Annotated in this window: 15 protein-coding genes; all 15 read right to left on the bottom strand. The window is 50.9% G+C overall.

What is annotated here, in order from left to right; genetic code table 11:
• Positions 1 to 383: 383 nt before the first annotated feature.
• The 15 genes from WFK85_RS13565 to tssC are packed head-to-tail and all read right to left on the bottom strand — an operon-like array spanning position 384 to position 19,026.
• Positions 384 to 1,490 carry a VasL domain-containing protein gene (locus WFK85_RS13565; protein ID WP_336708357.1) on the bottom strand — a complete coding sequence of 369 codons (1,107 nt, stop codon included), beginning with the start codon at positions 1,488 to 1,490 and terminating at the stop codon, positions 384 to 386.
• Positions 1,487 to 4,012: a type VI secretion system ATPase TssH gene (tssH, locus tag WFK85_RS13560; protein ID WP_336708358.1), complete on the bottom strand. Its 2,526-nt coding sequence runs from the start codon at positions 4,010 to 4,012 to the stop codon at positions 1,487 to 1,489. The genes WFK85_RS13565 and tssH overlap by 4 nt, the downstream gene beginning before the upstream one ends.
• An 18-nt stretch (positions 4,013 to 4,030) precedes the next feature.
• Complete coding sequence (locus WFK85_RS13555) at positions 4,031 to 7,441, bottom strand: type VI secretion system protein (RefSeq protein WP_336708359.1); 3,411 nt, start codon at positions 7,439 to 7,441, stop codon at positions 4,031 to 4,033.
• Between the two features lie 5 nt (positions 7,442 to 7,446).
• On the bottom strand, positions 7,447 to 8,058 hold the full coding sequence (locus tag WFK85_RS13550; protein ID WP_336708361.1) for a DotU family type IV/VI secretion system protein: 612 nt from the start codon (positions 8,056 to 8,058) through the stop codon (positions 7,447 to 7,449).
• Complete coding sequence (gene tssK / locus WFK85_RS13545; protein WP_336708363.1) at positions 8,058 to 9,410, bottom strand: type VI secretion system baseplate subunit TssK; 1,353 nt, start codon at positions 9,408 to 9,410, stop codon at positions 8,058 to 8,060. Before tssK ends, WFK85_RS13550 begins: the two co-directional genes overlap by 1 nt.
• A gap of 1 nt (position 9,411) precedes the next feature.
• Complete coding sequence (gene tssJ, locus WFK85_RS13540; RefSeq protein ID WP_336710336.1) at positions 9,412 to 10,023, bottom strand: type VI secretion system lipoprotein TssJ; 612 nt, start codon at positions 10,021 to 10,023, stop codon at positions 9,412 to 9,414.
• Positions 10,023 to 11,081 (bottom strand): type VI secretion system protein TssA, encoded by a 1,059-nt coding sequence (tssA, locus tag WFK85_RS13535; RefSeq protein ID WP_166994497.1) that lies wholly within the window; start codon positions 11,079 to 11,081, stop codon positions 10,023 to 10,025. Before tssA ends, tssJ begins: the two co-directional genes overlap by 1 nt.
• Before the next feature lie 12 nt (positions 11,082 to 11,093).
• Positions 11,094 to 11,393, bottom strand: a complete 300-nt coding sequence (locus tag WFK85_RS13530; RefSeq protein WP_336708366.1) for a PAAR domain-containing protein — start codon at positions 11,391 to 11,393, stop codon at positions 11,094 to 11,096.
• Positions 11,393 to 11,842, bottom strand: a complete 450-nt coding sequence (locus WFK85_RS23640) for a DUF6931 family protein (protein ID WP_008455958.1) — start codon at positions 11,840 to 11,842, stop codon at positions 11,393 to 11,395. The genes WFK85_RS13530 and WFK85_RS23640 overlap by 1 nt, the downstream gene beginning before the upstream one ends.
• A gap of 9 nt (positions 11,843 to 11,851) precedes the next feature.
• Complete coding sequence (locus tag WFK85_RS13520; RefSeq protein WP_336708368.1) at positions 11,852 to 13,831, bottom strand: type VI secretion system Vgr family protein; 1,980 nt, start codon at positions 13,829 to 13,831, stop codon at positions 11,852 to 11,854.
• Entirely contained in the window at positions 13,825 to 14,787 is a 963-nt protein-coding gene (gene tssG, locus WFK85_RS13515) for a type VI secretion system baseplate subunit TssG (RefSeq protein ID WP_336708369.1), read from the bottom strand. Before tssG ends, WFK85_RS13520 begins: the two co-directional genes overlap by 7 nt.
• Positions 14,778 to 16,577, bottom strand: a complete 1,800-nt coding sequence (gene tssF, locus WFK85_RS13510) for a type VI secretion system baseplate subunit TssF (protein ID WP_336708371.1) — start codon at positions 16,575 to 16,577, stop codon at positions 14,778 to 14,780. The genes tssG and tssF overlap by 10 nt, the downstream gene beginning before the upstream one ends.
• Positions 16,570 to 16,992 carry a GPW/gp25 family protein gene (locus WFK85_RS13505; protein WP_336708373.1) on the bottom strand — a complete coding sequence of 141 codons (423 nt, stop codon included), beginning with the start codon at positions 16,990 to 16,992 and terminating at the stop codon, positions 16,570 to 16,572. Before WFK85_RS13505 ends, tssF begins: the two co-directional genes overlap by 8 nt.
• A 46-nt stretch (positions 16,993 to 17,038) precedes the next feature.
• Positions 17,039 to 17,512: a hypothetical protein gene (locus WFK85_RS13500; RefSeq protein WP_336708448.1), complete on the bottom strand. Its 474-nt coding sequence runs from the start codon at positions 17,510 to 17,512 to the stop codon at positions 17,039 to 17,041.
• A complete protein-coding gene (gene tssC / locus WFK85_RS13495) occupies positions 17,401 to 19,026 on the bottom strand; it encodes a type VI secretion system contractile sheath large subunit (RefSeq protein WP_442892287.1) in 1,626 nt (541 codons plus the stop codon). The genes WFK85_RS13500 and tssC overlap by 112 nt, the downstream gene beginning before the upstream one ends.
• Between the last annotated feature and the right edge of the window lie 11 nt (positions 19,027 to 19,037).

The following is a 19,037-nucleotide window of genomic DNA, read 5'->3' as shown; positions in this document are numbered from 1 at the left end:
TGAAAGCGATAAACGCCGGGGATGAGGTGATGTCAGGGCAGTTTAGCTGCCGGGGGAAGCATTACATCTGGCCGAATGCCGAAAAAGCGGATGACGTGGCAAATACCTGTCTTGTTCGCGGAAAGCAGAATCAAAAAAATATTATCTACGTTACGCCCGGATGTGTATATTTTTAATGTTGCCGGTGAATGTTTTTCGGTTGAAGCATAAAGCAGGATAAATTAAGAAAGCTAAATGCCATGTGGATAATACATGGCATTTTTATCTTTCTTGCTGCAGGGAGCGTATTGAATGAATGCGCGTTGATAAATATTCATAATCTGAACACTGAGAAACCCTTAACGCTATTTAAATTAAGGGTTTTTTTGAGTGTTATTTATTAATTAAATTCCATCTTCCATTTTCAATAGCAAGAATTTACTTTTCAATCCTTCTATTTTGGCTGATAGCGCATACAGTTGCGCCGGTGGTATCTGCCTGTCGTTATCTTTTAAACGTTGGAGCTGATTGAGCTGATTCTCTACCATGGTGCTCTGCCGGTGAACTGTTTCACGTAATTGATATATTGCCGTTTTTAACTCGGAAATAGTCATATAGGAGGTTCGTTTTTGTTCCGCCTCTAAAAGTCGTTTTTCAATGGCTGTAAGCTGTGAAATCAATTCTTCATAGGTTGTATTAGCCGGCGCAGATTTGCTGGCAATTTCCTGCTTGTTTTTCCATTGAGTGACCAACGGATTATCTTGCCAGATGCTGTTGGTCACTCGCAGTACGTCTGGATTATCGGCACTTTGGTAGAGGGACAAAATGGAAAGTGCAAAGGCTGCGCCAGCTGCACTCCAGCAAAGCTTATTGGGCCAGGTTAATGGCCGGGATTCGGGGAGCTGCAGGTGTGTTATCGTGGGTTCCTGCTTTGGCGCTGCCGGTACGGCGGGTTTGCTCTGCTGGGTTTGCTGCTGGAGCATTTTGATGTTCATCTCCAGCCACAGTGAGAGCTGCCGAAAAATATCTCCCTGGGAAGATTGCAGCTCAACGGCCTGGGCTTCTAACATCCCCGATGACATTAGCAACTGTTCCATCGCCGGGATGTTGTCCGTCTGTAGCGGAAGGCAATAAATTAACGGCGTTAGGTACCGGCAGTAGCTATCGATCATTTGGCGACGCAGATCGAGCGCTGACAGGGGAGGCCAACAGGGAGGATGCTGTTTGGCAAAACCACTGGTAAAGACCTGGGTTGCACTGGCAACACCTTTCCAGCCATTTCGCTGACAGGCAATCAGGCAGTACCACATCCCAATTTGAAGGTCGTAGCCAAATTTTTGGAATAGCTGATTGCAGTCCTTTTCCCGTTCTCTCCACCAGTTACCGTCGTCTGAATAAATCTTCCAGCGGTGCATGTCGTTGCTGAACTGGAGAAAAGTATGATGGCCACGCGGATCGTGGCTGTTAATTTTCAGCGTGCGGGTATGTTCAGAATGGATGGGCTCGCTCATGTTGTGACCTTCTCTGCGCGCAGGGTGAGGACTTTTTTACTGACGTCGATTCTTAAGGGGATTCCCGGCGCGCCATGCAATGCGCTGTCGGCCATCAGCGGGAGCAGATGCTGATTCAAAACCTGATCAATATCGCGGGCACCACTTTGAGCCACCCGGCAGCGGTCGGCAATCCAACTGACGGCTCGTTTGCTGTAACCCGGCTGCGCGGAGGCATCTGCTGCTTTCTGGTATCGCTGGCACAAACGCTGCAATTTAAGACCAATGATTTCATTCATCGCGTCAGAAGAGAGTGGCAGATAGGGCGTCAGCGTCATGCGCCCCATGAGTGCCGGGCTAAATACGCGTTCAAATTCCGGGCGAATGGCATTACACAGCGCCTCCGGACTGATTTCCCCTGAATCATAGGTTGCCATCAACGTTTCGCTGGCGAGATTGGACGTCATAACAATCAGCGTATTGCGGAAGTTGATCTGCTGGCCTTCTGCGTCCTCGATCTGGCCCTTATCAAAGATTTGATAAAATAGCTCCATAACGTCCGGGTGGGCTTTTTCTACTTCATCAAGCAAGACGACAGAGTAGGGATTGCGACGAACAGCTTCAGTAAGTACGCCACCCTGGCCGTAGCCGACATAGCCAGGAGGGGAGCCTTTCAGGCCGGAAACTGAATGCGCTTCCTGGTATTCGGACATATTGATGATCACCATGCTTTCCTCACCGCCAAACAGCAATTCGGCCAGCGCAAGCGAGGTTTCCGTTTTTCCCGTGCCGGATGGACCTGCCAGCATGTAGACCCCCATTGGCTTGAGCGGGTCCCCCATACCTGCCCGGCTGATTCGTACCTGCTGCGCGATCTGTTTGAGAGCGTGATCCTGACCAATCACTCTTCCGGCCAGTCGCTCAAATAAAGCATCGATTTGCTGATGCTCTTTCTCCAGCATTCGCCCTAGTGGAATGCCCGTCCAGTCGGCCACTACATCTGCAATGCAGGTCGCATCGACACATTCAAATACCATGGCATGTTGCTGATGTCTGGCCGACAGTCTCTCCCGGCCGTGGGAAATAAATGCGGCATCTTTGCTGTTCAGCAATTGCTGAACCAGGTCATTTTGTTCCCTCCATTCCTTGGTAAGGGCTTCAAGCTTTTGCGTTAACTCTGTGGTTTGCCGCGTCAATATTTCAAGGCGCTTTGGCGCTGTGTCTTCTCGTCTCAGGGCTTCACATTCACTGCTAATCGCCCGTAGCTGGACGTTGATCGCTTCAATTTCTTTGGGTTCGTGGGTTTGAGACACGGCGACTCGGGCACAGGCCGTATCCAGCAGACTGACGCACTTGTCCGGCATTTGCCGCCCGGCGATATAGCGATTGGAAAGAGTAACCGCCGCATGGATCGCGCTTTCTAATACGGGCACACCGTGGTGTTGCTCCATTGCCGGAGACATTGCTCTGAGCATGGTTGTCGCATTTTCGATATCAGGTTCTGCGACTTTGACAACCTGGAAGCGGCGGGTTAATGCGGCATCTTTTTCGAAGTACTTTTTATATTCAGCCCAGGTAGTGGCGGCAATCACGCGCAGTTCGCCGCGAGCCAGGGCGGGTTTCAGGAGATTGGCCGCGTCGTTCTGACCCGCCTGGCCACCGGCGCCAATCAGCATATGGGCTTCATCAATAAACAAAATAATGGGTTTGGGGGCACGCGTGATTTCTTTTAGCAATGCCTGAAGACGGTTTTCAAATTCTCCTTTTACGCTGGCTCCGGCCTGCAGCAACCCAAGATCCAGGGTCAGAACTTCCATCGCTCTCAGTTCAGGCGGCACCGTGCCCTCGGCAATCCGTAGCGCCAGCCCTTCGGCGATAGCCGTTTTACCCACGCCCGGTTCGCCCGTCAAAATCGGGTTGTTTTGCCGGCGTCGCAGCAGGATATCGACCATTTGCCTTATTTCAGATTCACGTCCGAGCACGGGATCCAGGGCACCTTTTTGGGCCAATTCGCTCAGATTGCGGGTATATTTTTTCAGTGAAGACTGCGTGGCAAGGTGGTCATTATTTGGCTGGGAACTGGCTGGCGAAGAAGCACGAAGAAGTTCATTAACTTTGTCCGATTCGCAGTGCAGGGCATCCTGAACCTGTCTAGTGAAAAGCGGTTTAACTATATCGCTGAAAGCGCTGGCAATTAGCGCTTCAGGCGTTAGTGAGCCGCTTCCCCACCGTGCGCTGGCCAGCATCCACCCATTCGTTAACCACTCTACCAGCTCGGTGGAAAATACCGGCGTGGGCACCTGTGCTTTATTCGCCTGGGTCAGCGCATGTTGCAGCGCACTGAATAACTGGCTGACGGGTAAACCTGTTTGCAAACTTAGCGTTTCAAATAAGGTGCTTTGCTGCTGAATGATAGCCAGCAGCAGGTGCTCTGGCGTCACCTCCGTATGCTGCTGGGAGGCTGCATGACTAACGGCAGTATCGAGCGCGGCTCGGGTATCGGTATTAAGTCTGCTGATAATAGATTTTAAATAATGGTTCATCATTTCTCCCATCAGGTATTAATTGCACTGAGCGATATCGCCGGGCAGCGCTGAAATAGGGTTGCTAAGTTGTGTTTCTGAACGAAAGGCAAGGTCGGCAATTTGCGTGTTAAGACTGTCAATGTTTTGCGCCAGGGCATCCCAGCTTTGCCAGGCCGTTTCCAGTTGGTTCGTGTCGGAGAGGGCAAAACGCACCAGCAGATGTTTGATTCCGGTCTGTTTGAGCAAGTCTTCATCGTCGCCAAATTCATCGCTTTGGAATAATGCTTCGCCGGAATTAAAGCGGCGAATGAAGGCCGGCCAGGCGTCTTCGCCATAAAGGCGATGGTGGACGGTGAACCCAGGGAAAATGACGCTGACAGTGACGTCAGTACACTGGCCGGGCTGCCAGCTAAAGTCATGTTTGTCGGCAAAGTTCATGCTGAGAAATTTCTGTTCACCCTTCTGGCAGCTCAGCGTTAGCTGCGTACCGGTAGGCACTAGCTGTGCGCCACCTGGCACGGAGGCTGGCATACTGGCGACACTGAGCTTCCAGATTTTTTTCGACAGCGTGGTTTGTTCGCCTTCCAGGGTGGCCACTTTTGCCACCAACGCCGCCATTTGGTCTCCGTCTCGCGTTGATTGCCGGTCCTGAACTTCCAGAAGCTTTTCTGCCGAAAAATTGTGCCTGACGAGATGAATAAACTCCTCTGTCAGAGGAGCCTGTATGCCGGTAAAACTGACTGCCCCCAGGCCGTTTTTAGCTTTTGCGAGGAAAGGGCTGGCGGGGCCACGCAAAAAATCGCCTACCAGCTGTTGGCTTAGCGCCTGCTGCTGTTCGTAGTCACGGGTTTCGTTATTTTTCCCCAGGGGCCAGATGACAGATCGTTTCCATTGTTCATTAAGCCAGCAGGCGCTCTGATGGATGGCATTCGCCGCTAAGCGGCGGGCATCATTTTGATAAAACAGCCATACGGCGTTGATTCCTGCGTCGGTATTCTGAGGTGTCAGGTGTTCCTGAAGCGCGGTGAGAGCCGGTAATAAATCGGTTAGCGGATTACCGTCACCGTTATCATTTTTTGCAAAAAGGGCTCGGGTCAGGTGTGCGTCAGGGCTCCCCTGTGATACGGCCTCTTTGACGGCTTTGTTTCGAACGTCCTGCCAGTGAAGCCATGCCCGATCGGCGGGCGCGGAACCGCCGGGGATGTTGTTATCTTTTCTGCCTTGTAGCCAGGCGATAAAAGACTGGCGAACCTGCCTGTCTATTTGCCTGGTACGGCGTACCATGGCACTGGTGTTTGCATCGGCTGACAGTTGCTGAAGCTGGCGAAGCGTTTGCAGCCATGGCTGCGCCTGGGCAGCCGTTATGCCCTGAAGTTCGTTCAGTGTGCGGTGCATAAATTGCATCGCCGCACTTTTATTTTGCCCCATTGCGATGAGATGCGGATGCGACACCTTTGAGGGCGTTGTGGGAGACAAATGGGCGCTCACCTCAATCAGATATCGCTGCCAGGCATCCTGTCGCCGTGCCGGCCATCGCATTTTTTCCTGCGTAAGAATAGGCAGGGGATGAGCGACCGCTTTTTCCAGGGTATTTATCCACCCGAAATAGGTTTTTTCGCCCTCGAGTGTCCAGAGACTTGAGAGCGCTATCGAATCGGAGAGCGACGGCCACCAGGCCGCTGCCTGAAGTGGGGATGGCATAGCGCCAGGTGCAACGAGCCACTGCAGAGCAGGATCGTGATTCACTAAACTCTCCAGCAGCCGTTGGGCCGTATGCAGCCACTTTTCGCCGTCCGGGCTGCGCATGAAGTGGCGTTCTATCGCCATAACAGTCAGCGGAGAGAGCGTTTGTGGGTAATCACGCTGCAGCAAGGCTTCTTTTACCGATGCGTTTTTTTGCAGTTCATCAAGCGTGGCGCCAGCCCGCATTTGCTGCCAGGTAATTACCGCATTGGCCAGGGAGAGGATAAGATCTCGCTGCTCTTCAGGGGCCGCACGTAATACCTGCCATTGATAGGCATCCAGAGCAGCCTCTGGTTGACGTTTACTGGATGGCGACTGCACTAAACGTGTTTCTGCTTTCTCTCGCCGCTGCTCAAGTAAAGGCAAAAACGGCAGATAGCGAGGGGAAAGAGAATGTCGCGCTTCATCTTTGGCTAAAAATGCCGCCAGGCTATCGGGGGACTGTTGGGGGGCTTTGGCGTTTAGATAGTCAAAGCTTAGCCACGCGCTGGCCGTGATCCAAACTGCGATAAATGCGATTGCAACGGAGCATATTTTTCTGGCATGGGAGCGCTGGAACCAGTGTTGATTGCCCCGACGCAGGCCAAGATCTTTTAAATGGTGGGCCAGTAGATGATGAATAAAAAGCCCCGTCCGGCGGCTGCGATTTTCCTCTAAAGGTTCCGTCGCACAGAACCATATGCTGCTGAGAGTGGTGTGTCGAAAATACGCGTTGGGTTCGCACAAAGACGCCACGGTATAGCAAAGTGAAGGCTCCAGCCGGGAGAACGCTTCCGGGAAGTCGAGTAGCGTGGCGTATTCAGTTGCCGTGAGATCGTCAGAGCGCCCCATGCTGAGCCTGATGTGTGACATACCCTGTCTTAACGCTGAAAACAGCGGTTGCAGGATCTGCTCATCTTGCCCATCTATATGCGGGGGTTGGCTCCATGTGTAGCCCAACGGCTGTAGGCGTTGCTCAGAGGAGAGCTGCTGAGCCCAAAGGCTGAAGCCGGGAAAACGATCGCATTGGGTGATTAAAATATGCAGCGGCAGCTGTTCACCAAAACGACGAACCAGCGGCTCGAGAAGCGCTCTTTGCTGGCGGATAAGTGAATGCAATGCGCTAAGATCCTGGTTTAGCAGCGAAGTTACCGTAATCGCAATAATCACGCCTGCGGGGGCTGGCATGCTTGTGCACCATTGCACCAGCCTTTTCCATGCCTGGGCGATAGCTGGTGAACCGGAGAGAAAATTACTGGAGACGTCCAGGACGCAAAGTTGGCGGAAGAACCACCAGCGCAGCGTTCTGGTTGGTCTTATTTCGGTATCATCGGCGCTATTATAAAATGTTGGCAAACCAGCGCTGGCCAACAGCGTGCTCTTTCCGCAGCGATCGCCCAATATCAAATATAGCGGGACTGTCTCTCGCTGACGGCGTGCCCCTTTGATAATGCTGGCCCCGGTTTTCCAGTGCGCTTTCAGCACAAATTCACGGCGGGAAAGACGATATTTTTCAAAGAGGCGTCGCCCTTTTTTGCCCTTTATTATCAGAACAAGGCCATGCCCAGCGCACCATAACAAGACGGTAAGGAGCAGCATTGACAGGCAAAAGACCAGTATTGAGGTTGTACTCCAGTTTTGCCATAAGCCGAGGGTAAAGCTAAATAAAACCGAGAAACAAAGAACCAGCAGCCAGCCGGTAAAACACGCTAATTTTTTAAGCATAGTATTCAGGACATATCGTAAAGGGCGAAAAAGAGAATCGAATAAAGCAGGAATACGCCCAGCGCGGCCAAAAGAAGCGGGCGCAGCCGCTGGGAGATGGAGGTGGATTTTGGCATTCGTTCCGGCATGATTTCCGCCTCATTCGGCCATTTTTGCCATTTTTCGGGCAAGCAAAGTTTTCGCTGTTCTTCGATCACGATATGAAGAGGCTGTTTGTCTTCAGACGTGCTGTACTGGCCCTGAAAACCTTGCTGCAGGCAAAAGAGAAACACTTTGCGTGCCTGGCCATACGCGGGGTTAAGCTTCTCAAGCTGAGTAAAAAAAAGTTCTCCTGCCGTTGTGATATTTAAATACTTCCGCTGCAGCAGCTCACTTCTCCAGTGATGCCGCCAGGGAATGTCAGAACTGAGAATGGCTTCATCCAGCCAGGCGATAACGGCGATACGTGCCGCTTCTTTTTCATCCCCGCAGGTATCCTGTAACGCAGCGTCCTGTTCTGCTTTTTCGAACAGCTTGATGCAGAGCTGACGGCTTTGCTCATAGTCGGTCAGCTCGTTTCCCCCCGTGATATGTAATACCTGCTTGAATACCGGAAGATAGCTGTCAAGGAGCTGCATTATTCCGCCCCCATAAAAATCACCTGAACCACAAGATCGTCGGGTGCGTCATCCCAGTAAAAAACAATATTTTTTTGATTTTCAATGCTTTTCCATAGGTCATCTTGCTTTTGTATCATGAAGTAGAAAGCATCTTTACGGTTAGGTACGCCTCGTGGGGTTGGCGTTAGCCGGGAAACTGGAATGCCCGGTAGGGCATGCTGAATCAAGGTGTGAATGGCCGATTTTGCGGCAACTTTAAAGTTTGAACTGTCCGGGTTGGACGCGGTTTCTGAACTTAGCATTAAGAGAACATTGCCGGTTTTTTCCCACGGTAATGCCTGCAAATCGCCGTAAAAAACGCGCTGCTCGTCTGAGACTAACGACACCCAGGTGTTGTCTTCTAACGTCAGGTTATTCAGAAGGGCAAGAATGAATTTTCTGGCGCTGGTGAAGCAGGCGCAGAGGTTGAAATGGTCGTACGGCAGTAAAGGGGTTTCACCTTCCCACTCACCGTTGAAAGAACACTGTTCGCTAAAGCTGGAGAGCTCACCGATAAGCTGCAACAGCTGCCCATAAATGTGCCATGGATGCATGGAGGATACGCGGCAGCAATGCTGTAACAGAGGAAGAGCGCGGTTTAATGAACGCATGACCAGCAGTTGAGTCATGTCCCCCGAGCTGGCATTTTTGAGCTGATCCGAACGTTTGTACTCCGCTAGCTGGTGCGCGCGATTAGCCAGTTCAGCATACAAACCGTCCAGGAGCGTTTTTAGCGCCGGCGACCCATTCAGCGTGATTACGGGAGGCGCAAAGTTTGGATCGATGACTACCCTGTCATTTTCATAGCGAAGCCTTAATAAAGGTAAAAATTCACAGTCGACGACGGAGGCTTTTTCATCGTCACTAAGGATCTGAACATTATATAAAATTCGGGATACGCTACATTCCGGGCCGTTGAAGTAAACGTCTTTCATGACATCTTCCTGGCGAGGTTTTAGCCATCGACTGTTGGGGGAGTCCCCAACATTGGCATGGCCTGGATCGAACCGGCGTAAAGCTAGCCAAAGCGTGAAGGGCTTTTCAATTTGCTTCCAGGCTTCACGGAACATGCGAGGCTGTAAAAAGCAATTTCCGGGATATTCGAGATAATCACCGGACGGCAATATAGCCTGCAATCGGTCTATCTTGAGGGTGAAGTCCACCAGTGTTTCAGGATTGAAATCACAGTGAATAAGGCCGGTGTTCCAGGGTTGCGACAGCTGGCGATGCCGCGCCAACATATAGTTGTGGTGTAAATCGACCGACTGTAGATGCTGCGGCTGAAGGTACACGCCGGAGTACCAGTAGATCTGTTGAAGTTCTGGATACACGTTATTCTCCTGTGTCCGTTGGCGCGGTGTTATTGAGCGTGAAGGGGGCTTTTTCTGCCCCGGAGAGCTGGCTAATACTGTCGCTGCCAAGCCGAATATTCAGCGTGACGGGGGTCAGATGTGCTTGCCAGCCAGGCCGCAACCAGCCTGATTTTGTGCTGGTGACGGGCACGGGTACGAGGGCCATATGCTGACTCTGTGGAAAGGGGTAATACCCCGCCACGACGGCAAAAAAGCGCGTATTCTCGCTGCGGTCTATATGCAGAGTGGCGTTTTGCCCCGGCATGGCGGCGTAGCGATCTATCTTGAGAATGTCGTTATGGCTGCCGGCGGCACGGAACAGGTTTTTCAGCGTCAGGGGCGTTGAAAATAGCTGTGTTAGCGTCTCAGCCTTGTTTGCCTGAATAATCAAAACGGTGCAGCTGTTTGCAATCCCATTCAGAGAATTGAGATCCGGATCTGCCTGAAGTTGCACCGTGATGGCCCCGGATGAAAAAGGTGCTTTAACCTGCTCTATAGCCAGTTTTTCAGATGCCTGTGAGTCGGCATCGGCAGCGCAGCCGCTTAGTAACACGATGGAGAGGAGCGCGATTAACATGGTTGCTCTGCGCATCAGTCCACTTTTCCTGTCAGTACATTATTGATTTCCCTGATACTGCCGCTGTCTTCGATCATTTCCTGCAGCCAGTCAGTTAGCGTCATGTTTGCCCAGCGTGCGGCTCTTTCCATCAGGAAAGGAACCGGGCTGGAGGGTTCTGACTGGCGAAAATAGGCCGCGATCGCCAACATTTGGCTGATGGCAAGCTCACGGCTCATTGCCTGTGGTGAATGGCGCACTGGCGCTTCTGTTGACTGCGGCGGAGAGTCTTCAAGAACTTGGGTAAGCGTGAGGGCTTCATCAGGAAGTGGGATCGCACGCTGTGTCAGGCGCTGAAGGTAGTCTCTAAGATCGCTCAGCGTTTGGCGGGTTAGGGTAAATAATTCCCCCTCCTGATCCTGGCTCAGCGAGGCATAGCGACTTTCCAGCGATTTCAATAGGGTGGTGATTTGTTCTACCCGAGCGGCCTGCTGACTGATTTCAATGGAGGAAAATGCGGTGGCCTGTTTGTCAAAGGTCGCCATCGTCAGGTCCCCTTCTTGCTCTATCAGCGCATCAAGGGACTCCGGGTTGCTATTGATTTTGTGTTCAAAGGCGAGGATTTGCCGCCATTTTGCCAGGGTGGTGTTGGTCTGGCGCAGCATCGGCTGGGTAAATAAAATTTGATTGAGCTCGCGATCCAACCGCACCAGCTTGCTACGGCGGATGGTGAGACCTTCTTCTTCCAGCGACGGCCAGCATTGATACCAAAAGCGAGTCATGAACTCACTCAGAAAATCAATACTGCCCAGCAGGCCTTCCAGCCCTTTCTGGTGGCATGTTGCTTCGACAAACCAGCACGCAAGCTGCAGATCTTTACTTTGTTCCGCCAGCGCTTGTTCACTCAAGGATTGAACAAGATGCCAGTCCGCCTGGCGAGGCTCGCTTACGGCCCAATCACCTTGGGGAAGATCGTCCTCATCGCTTTCTCGCGCCTCGCGGATTTGGTCGAAGACGGGTTCATACTCGAGGTGATTTCCCATAGGGTTGTCGAGCGATATTGGTGCCAGCAGAGTTGAAAAATCTGACTGCATAGAGAACCTCAATTATCCAATTAATACTTTGGGACATCCGGCCACGATGGTGCCGCCGTGGGCACAGCTATCGCCCATACGCGCTGCTGGTTTTTTGCCGATCAGCACCTTTGTGCTGCCCATCACAATGGCGTCGACCGGGCCTATGCAGGTTGCCATTGAACCTACCGTCGCCGCGGGTAACCCACCGATCAACACGGTGGGAGCGCCGGGGGGTAAAATGGGGCCGCCTACATGAGGCAGAGGCGGGAGACCCGGTGCGACCATCGGGCAGACATGCATGTCAGAGACGCGGGCTGCAGGTTGAGCCATCAGGAAGCCTCCTTAGTCAGGCATCGCTGTATAAGGTGACGAGCGCCTTCAACGGGAGTTTCTCCCAGCTCGACGGCCAGCATAACGAGCGCGCACTCAAGCATCCGGGAGGAAAGCTGCGGCTCGGGATACACCGGGGGCAGATCGTCTGGGCTCATGCTACCGTTGGCCCAAAACAGCGAAAGTGCCAGGGCACCTGTGGGGGAGTTAAGATCCTGGCTTTGAGCCTGTTCAAAAATACGCCACCTGCGCGCGTTATCGTACTGGCTAAACTGCTGATTCATCTCGCTAAGGAGTGGATGTAAGCTCGGCGGAACGGCTTCGCGAAGCAATGCGACGAGCTGCGAACCGAGTCGATTGGCGGGCAGGGAATGTGCCCAGCATGTTAGAGCCTCCTCCCACCGACCTTCCTCCAGCAGCTTGTCTGGATTGAATTCGTTCTGTGTCATGGTTTGTTTTTATCCAATGTTGATAATGCCGCCAGAGATAGTGGTCATGCCGCTGCCAGAAACGGTGGCCATCGCGCCTTTAAGTTCGACGGTTCCACTGCCTTCAACTTTCACCATGGCGCCTTTCAATTCAGCGCCAGCGCTGCTTTCAACCTTGAATGCTGCACCGTTGATGGTGATGCCACTGGTTGAAATGGCTATCTTGTTGTTGCCGACTTTTAGTTCGATAGACTGTGTGGATTCAATGCTTAGCGCTTTCTCCACTTTGACGCTGCCACTGCCGCCTGCGACGTCCAGGATGTAGTGGCCATTTTTAATTTTGGTGGTGATGTTCCCGCTGATTTCCTGTTGCCAGTTCCCTTTTTCCAGGGTGAGGTTCAAATTTCCCTCTTTCAGCAGCAGCAGGTCATTACCTTTGGTGAGTTCGGTGCTGCGGTTGGCTGCGATGGTGCTGGTAACATCATTTTTAACGGTCAGCTCGAGATCCTTCTGAGCGACAATGGTCATTAACTCTTCGCCCTTTTTGTCGTCGAAGCTCAGGCGGTGCCCGTCTTCGACGCTGCCTTTTGTTGCACTGCGGGTCACGAATCCGCTCTGTGTTTTTTGCGCCGGCAGGTCGAAAGGTGGTTTGTTTTGACCGTTGTAGACCGTACCGGTGACCAGGGGATAATCGGGATTTCCCTGGATAAAGCTCACCAGAACTTCGCTACCGACTCTGGGAATAAACTGCGCCCCAAACTTCCCACCGGCCCAGGTTTGCGCCACGCGCACCCAGCAGGAGCTGGCATCGTCGTTTTTGTTTTCTTTATCCCAGGGGAACTGGATTTTGATACGGCCATACTCATCGGTGTGGATCTCTTCCGAGTCGGGGCCGACGACGGTGGCCGTCAGAATGCCTGGGATTTGAGGCTGCTGGTGGAGAAAAGAGGGATGCCAGGGCTTGTCGGCGTGGGTGGCTTCAATCTGGCATTGGCTACTGCTGCTGCCATCAAAATTATTGCTTACCACAATGCTTATCGCGTGGATAAGGTATGCCTGGTCTCCGGCGGGATGTTCTTTAAGATCAAACGTTTCCCCTGCATTTAACCAGTGAGCCTGCACTGTTGCAGAAAAGAACTGATTATTGGCTTCATAGGCCGCAAGGGTGTTTTTGGCTTCCTGAGTAATCAGCGCGCGTTCACCCTGCGGGGTGATGTCGACAAACATGACGGACTCGTTGTTAGCCGCTTTGCCGCTGGTTTTTTGTAGATCTTCAATTGCAGCAGACTGCTGCATATTGACGCCATGCAGCGCCACGCCTCCAGGAAGCAGCGTTGCCGAGGACTCAAGTTTGGTGATGGTGCCCTCAGAAATCACATCGCCATGATGGTGCCAGAGCAACGCTTTTCCAGGCGTCGGCTTATGGCCGGCTGCGTGATCGGTCAGGACTAAGGTGTGCCCGCTTTCACTGTGTTTGAAGTAGTAGTAGATCCCTTCGTCTTGCAAAAGCCGCTGAATAAAGTCAAAGGCCGATTCGCGGTATTGCACGCAATATTCGCGTTTGTCATACGTGCCGTTGAGCTGAAGGTCTAGCTGGCTAATCTTGTGTTCATTGAGCAAGTCATGAACCAGATCCGGTACGCTGATATTTTGCCAGACGCGCATTCCCCGGCCGTGTTTCAGCTGAGAAAATGCAGGCTCGAGCGTCAGGATGCATTCGCCTTCTTCAGATGTGCGTTGGGCATAGCGAATCCGGGTCACAACGCCATGCAAAACGCGCTGGGGGAGTTCATTACCGCCGCCCCCTATCTGGCAGGAAACTTCCTGCCCGTGCCAGCGCAGTAATTCCGCTTCCTTTTTATGCGTCAACGAATGGAGTTCGTATTCATAAGGAACGAACAACGACTCCTTTCCAGCCAGAGAAACGAGGCGCAGGTCGTTGGCAATATCCCCATTCCACCGAATGAAGTGGTTTTCCTGATCCGTTTTAAGTTGATTGCTATTTAACATGAAGTACATCCTGATGAGAGGACAGGGGCAGGGAGCCGTACCAGATGCAAGTGCGACTCGTTATTTTGTCCAACGCAGAGATCTAACCCTAAGGCACTCATACCAAGCCCACGCGGCGCCAGGTTGGCGCTACTGATTACCAGAGAGACAGAGAAATCCACCACGGGACCGACATAGTCCCGGATGCAAGACCAGACGGCCTCTCTGGCCTGGCCTGAAGAGGCGAACTGGCGTGATACTTCTGGTGACATGGGGCCAAGTATCACGTCGAAATGGGAATGGACTTCGAGGCGCGCGCTTCCAATCATTGGCGCCGTGGATAATGTTTGGGTTGGGTTATTTAGTTGGCAGCGCTCTTCTTTTTTCACTTCGCGCCATCCGCCAGTGAAGGGCACGATGCTGGCCTCAACGCCAAATCTTTGGCTAAGCCAGCGCTCAAGATTCACCATTGATCTCACGGGGGATGAAAAAAGAGAGGCATGCATTGTTAGCGCCTGCGCGTTAGCTTCAGCCAGCAGGCCTGTTAGCGATAGCAGCGCAAGCTGCAGCGGTTTTTCCTCTTGAGATTCTGCCTGGGCGCAAAGGTGATGCTTTTGCCATGCCAGGTAATCAAGGCAGTAAAGGCGGTGCCCGAAGAGATCGATAAAGGTTTTAGCGCTGAGATCGCTGTAACGGTACTGGCGTTCAATCATCCATTCCGTATACGCCGTTGGAAGTGCACCCATTGCACCCGTTAATCCGTTGATCCAGGTACTAACTGCGATGGGGGCATCATGAGAGGCCTGACTCAGGGCTTCGACTTGCCCATCGGGTGCATCCATCGAAAGCGTGGATGTTATTCGCAGTTTTTCATCAAGCAGCTTTTCATCAGGAATATTGCCCTTTCTCAGCTTACGTAGCAGCAAGCGGATCTGCTGGTACCAGTTGAATTTGCTGATAACGGGGATCATAGCCATGACAGTCTCCCCGCTCTCACGGGCCAGATGCGCGTGGTTTGTGATTCTTGTTCAATGACGGTTGTCAGGCGGGTGAAGCTGTTGACCGGTGCGTAAAGCGCCAACAGGCGATCGAGTAAGCAGCAAAGCAGGTAATAATCGGGTTCTCCCAACGCATCGTGGCAAAACGTGAGGGATATTGATATTCCCCGTGCAAGCGAGTGAGGATCGTTGCTAATCAGCCTGGCCGTCACGGGTTCACAGGATAAGTGCTTTATCATATTGACCAGGCGGGCTTTTTCGGTGTCTCCTGCAATATTGTAAAGTGCCAGCATATCTTTCAGGCGTTGAGCCCCATGCGCGCCATCCAGCAACTGATGATTGGGTGAAAGCTGTGAAAGGAAACGCCAGCGCAGAGCGCTTTTTTCCAGTGGGCTTATCGGGCTGGTAGGGTGCGTGAGGCTGGTAATCTTCAATCCTGCAATAGGGGCTGAGGAGTCAAAATCGCCCTCATGATGACCATACTGCAGTTGATGTGGCAGCCCGTGGTTAGTACAGGTCGTGTTGATGGTAATAATTTCTGGGCTTTCAGAAGGTTGACGCGTTTTATGTTCGCTAAATGCGATAAAATGTTTTAATTCCAGACTGTTTCCAGTGGGGAGTTCACGACGTAATACCTGCCAGCTAAGTCCAGCGTCCTGCTCGTTGGCGGAGGCAACGTGGCTCTCTAAGAGAGGCTGCACGGGCAGATGTTCAATAGTGTTATTCACTTTCCGCTGCAGGGAAACTTGATGCACTGCCCACACATGAATCTGATTTTGATGACGAGCATCGGGCACAATGGGATAGTCTGGCTGGCTATTGGTCAGCGTGATCGGTTCTGCTCGCTGCGGAAATAGATTAATGGCTGGCGTGCAGTTGAGGCGGAAAAAGTTTTTGTCGACTAATCCGGCCAGTTTTTCCAGACGTTCAGTTAATGCATTCCGTTTTATTACTGCCTGTAATTCAAATACCCCATTGCCCTGTACGCTGAAGCCATCAGGAAGCTGAATGTCGATAAAAGAGAACTTCTGTGGAAACCAGAAATAATCCATTAATAAGATATGAATGGGGGCGATCCGGGGATCTGGCGTGAGCAGCGCTTCACCAGCATCAAATCCCACTGAGGACAATACATGGGGCTCTAAAGATATGCTGATATCATTTTGGCGGAGAAATAACCTTTCAACCTCAGAGCAGAGTAAAGTGTAAAGCGTATTTACGGCATTAACAGGACCATGCAGATAAATACGCACTCGCTCGTTAGCCAGTTTTGCTCCAGGCCAAACCTGGAAAAGTAATTGTAGCTTCCAGCTTAACGCATCGCTGTCAAAACTAAGTTTTGCCTCGTTAACAGACAAAGGTAACAACGTTACCGGATAGATTGTTTGAAATTGATAAGGCAGCTCTGGGCTTTGTCGTGTAAAAAGAGACGTACCTGCATCAAACCTATTTTTGTCAGTAATCCCGGAACGCAAAGTATCCGGCGTGATCGTTACAATACACGTTGACGGTAATGTCCGTAGAAATTGAGGTGCAAGGGTGTTGAGTAATGCATCAACAACTTCGGGGATGTCATCATCCAGCCGTTGATGGATGCGGGATGTTAATAGTGCAAAAGACTCAATGAGGCGACTGATATGAGGGTCTTCTGACTCACCTTCAACAAATCCGAGACGACGCGCGATTTTCGGAAAACGGTATGCAAAAACCTTTCCGTGTTCCTTTAAAAAACGAAGTTCTTTCTGATAATAAGAAAGTAATTTATTCATGGAGATAAAATCTTCCGTTACAGTCGTCCCATTCCAGCTCGAAGAGCACAGGGGATTGATCGTAATATCCTTGCAGAGTGAAAATAATGTTTTGGTTATTGCCCGTATGGCTTGCTACCGAAATGCTTGTCAGACGGGGTTCAAATCTGTCAATAGTATTCATTAAGCGTTTTTCTATTGTTGATTTACGCGTATTTACTTCATGTACTCTGCTGAATGATTCGTCTATGCCATAATTTAATATCGATGCGTTAACATACTGGACCGTTTCAATGTCCGGAGTGCGTGAGCGGGAAGTCAGCAGCATCATCAACTCTTTTAATAATGTATCCTCTGGCCTTTCTTCACAGTAGTAATCATCCTCAAGTTCAAAAGGATGATTATCACTGAGTCTGGAAAGAAGCGAAGGTATCATTATGGCGTTCCTGTTCCCACCCATAGGGACTATGGGCGGGAGATTTTTATTTCAGCACTTTTTCTGGAATGCTATATTTAATCGGTCCAATCTTATCGAGGCCTGATTCTGTAGCATTGGCAACGTTAAAGACAACTTCAACCATTCCTTCAAATGAAAAGGTCAGGTTAATGAAAAGTTGGTCACGCATTTCAAAGCTAAGGCTTTGAATTGTACAAGTGGAATATACAGCGCGCTGTATTTCATAGTCTGCGTCAAATTTATCAGAGCCACGATGTACGATGGTAATCGTAACGTCTTTGTGACCTCTTTTTAGATAGTTTTCAAATATCTTGCTGGTTTCTTTCGTTACCAGAATAGACATCTGAACGGAGTCAAAATAGGTTCCATCAGGGCCAGAAAAAGTATTCAGGCCAGCAGGGGCGTAGCCCTCCATCCATTTACTGTATTTCTTCTCTTCTGAAGAGCCTGCAATGGTTTTTCCATCAATCTTAACTTCAATAAATTGGCAATCTTGCAATTTAGCCATAAAGAACTTCCTCTAGTGGTGATATTAACAACATGAAATAATTTTCCCGCAGCAGATGGCAATTCAGCTACCAGGCGTAGAGACATACTTAATCCCTCAAGTTGGAAATGAGGTTTTAACCATGCAATTGCTTTGTATGTACCCGGTAATCCAGGTACTTCTACAACATTAATTTGGGCTTCACGGAGTGGAAAACGTGCTTTGGTTTCAGGGCCTGCATTATCTGAGGCGACGACATATTGCATGATCCACTTCTGCAAATATTCCTCACATTCACTGCGGGACATAAAGCTACCGACTTTGTCCCTGACGATAGATTTGAGGTAATGCGCAAAACGGGATGTCGCAAGCAAATAAGGTAGTTGGCTTGATAGGCGAGCGTTGGCATTTGCTTCATCGGAGTTGTAAAGACGTGGCTTATTAATAGACTGTACGGCAAAAAAGGCCGCATAGTCGGTGCCTTTACAATGTACTAAGGGAATAAAACCAAGATCGGACAGTTCTTTTTCGCGACGATCGGAAATGGCTACCTGCGTTGGGCACTGCAAAGTGCGCTCTCCGCTTTCAGAAACATAGGTATAAGCCGGCAGTGACTTAACCAGTCCGCCACCTTCTACACCACGAATGGATGCACACCAGCCATATTCTTCAAATGATTCAACAATACGACCCGCGAGTTCCCACGCGGAGTTAATCCAGAGGTAATCCTGTCCTGCGGCGTCTTCCTTGATGGACTCTTCAAAAGTGAAAGTGTCCGCCGGGATTGTTTTTGTACCGTAAGGGAGTCGGCCAAGGACGCGAGGCAGCGTAAGGCCAATATAGCGACTGTCGTCATTTTGACGGAAAGAACGCCAGCGGGCGTAGTCGGTAGTGTCGAACATTTTTGCAAGATCGCGCGGGCGTGGGATCTCCGAGAAATCATTCATTGACAGCATGCCAGGGGCTACGGCGCTAAGGAACGGTGCATGTGCCGCAGCGGCAACGTGCGAAATTTGCTCCAGTAAAGAGATGTCCTGAGGGGTATTGTCGAACTGGAAATCACCGACAAAGGCAGAAAAAGGTGTGCCACCAAATGTGCCATACTCACTTTCGTAAACACACTTAAAGAGCATCGACTGGTCAAAATCACTGGCGGATTTAAAATCTTTAATCAGATCCTGCTTGGTACATTGCAGCAAGCGAACCTGCGTATTTTCAGTTACGCTGGATTGGATGAGTTTATGCAAACCGCGCCAGGAAGATTCTTTTTTCTGAAACTCTGGAGCATGAATAATTTGGCTCACTTGTTCAGACAGCAGGGCGTCAATAGCGGCAATTCGCTGTTCAATACTGCCAATCAGATCGCTGGAGATAACAACTTCGCCGGAAAGGACTTCGGACAGGAAATTATTCAGCTGAGACTTCATACGGTCGCGGTCGGACTCACGACGAATAGCCTGGGTATTATCGATAACCTGATTAAGATAATCATCGTTAAACGAGGATTCTACCACTGCTTCCTGCATTTGTTCGGTGC

It is taken from the genome of Cedecea sp. VD22 (assembly GCF_037150195.1).
Taxonomy (GTDB): Bacteria; Pseudomonadota; Gammaproteobacteria; order Enterobacterales; family Enterobacteriaceae; genus Cedecea.
Note: the sequence above shows the minus strand (reverse complement) of the source record. Positions and strands in the feature narration are given on the sequence as shown.